This is a genomic window from Vibrio sp. 1401 (assembly GCF_033340295.1).
Map to the genome: position 1 here is coordinate 1 of NZ_JAWOWF010000111.1, position 1,439 is coordinate 1,439.

Sequence of the window (1,439 nt, forward strand, 5' to 3'; positions counted from 1 at the left end):
GTGACGCCAGTGAATGACGCGCCAGTGGCAAAAGATGATACCGCTGTCACTGACGAAGACACGCCAGTGACGATTGATGTCCTGCCAAACGATACTGACATTGATGGCGATACGCTGTCTATCCAATCGGCGTCCGTACCTGAAGCGCAAGGCACAGTTGAGATTGTTGACGGCAAGTTGGTGTTCACGCCAGCTGAGCACTTCCATGGTGACGCTGAAATTACTTACACGATTACTGATGGTGCACTGACTGACCAAGCAACGGTCAACGTCACCGTGAATGCGGTGAACGACACGCCTGTGGTTGAAAGCAGCATTGCAGACCAAGCCTTGGCGGAAGACTTTACGCCATACAGCATCGATCTAAATACCGCTTTCAGCGATGTGGATAACGTGGATGGCGAGTTAACGTTTAGCGTCTCTGGTAATAGCAACATTCAAGTGGCGATCGTCAATGGTATTGCTACGTTCACTCCAACGGCAGACTGGAACGGCTCAGAAACCTTAACGTTTACTGCTACCGACCCAAGCGGCGAGAGCGTTAGCCAAACGGTGAACTTCACGGTAACACCTGTGGCGGACATTGTGGCAGACAAAGCGACGGTCGTTGAAGACACGCCAACCATCATCAAGGTCTTAGGTAACGACACGTTCGAAGGCGACGGTAAAGTGGTGTCGCTAGATACCAATAACGGCCCAGCCAACGGCACGGTCTCGGTCAATCCTGACGGCAGCGTGACTTACACACCAAATGATAACTACGTCGGTAAAGATACTTTCACTTATGTCGTGACATCAGGTGGAGTGTCTGAATCTACCACCGTCACGGTCAATGTGACACCAGTAAACGACAAGCCTGAAAGTGAAGACTTTACGCATGTCGCCGATGATCAGCTTACGCAAGTTGTGTTTGATACAGATACGAAACCTCTGGGGAGCGGTGACTCTAAGGATCATATCGCGGATGTTGAAGACGACTTAAAAGGCAACGATCTACATGTCCGGATTACTGAACTGCCAACATCAGGTACGTTGTTCTTTAAAGATAGTGACGGTGAGTTGCACGAAATTAAAGAAGTAAGCGATACGCTTTATGACAAAGACAGTCTTTACTATGAAGCTGACAATGTTGGCTTCTTATTAGGTATCAAAGATCGTCCAAATACGCCTAATGGCTCAGAATCTACATCAGATTTCAATAACTGGGGATTAAGTGAGGATGGTGGACCATCACATTCCCGTATTGAGCATTTAGCAAATGGAGCCTCTATCACGATTTCCTCTGATAGCGGTGAACTTGCGCAATACAACCGTCAGGTGTCACATATCGGCAATGGTATCGCTGACAATGACGGGCAAGGTATTGAGAAGGGTGAAACGATTACGGTCGATTTGTCTAATAATCCTGTGGGCTCCGTAAACCTTGGTCTAGATGGATT

At 48.2% G+C, this 1,439-nt stretch carries 1 protein-coding gene; it reads left to right on the plus strand.

Annotated features, from left to right (window positions below):
• On the plus strand, positions 1–1,439 hold a 1,439-nt coding region (locus tag R7Z77_RS23910; protein ID WP_318136868.1), incomplete at both ends, for a tandem-95 repeat protein.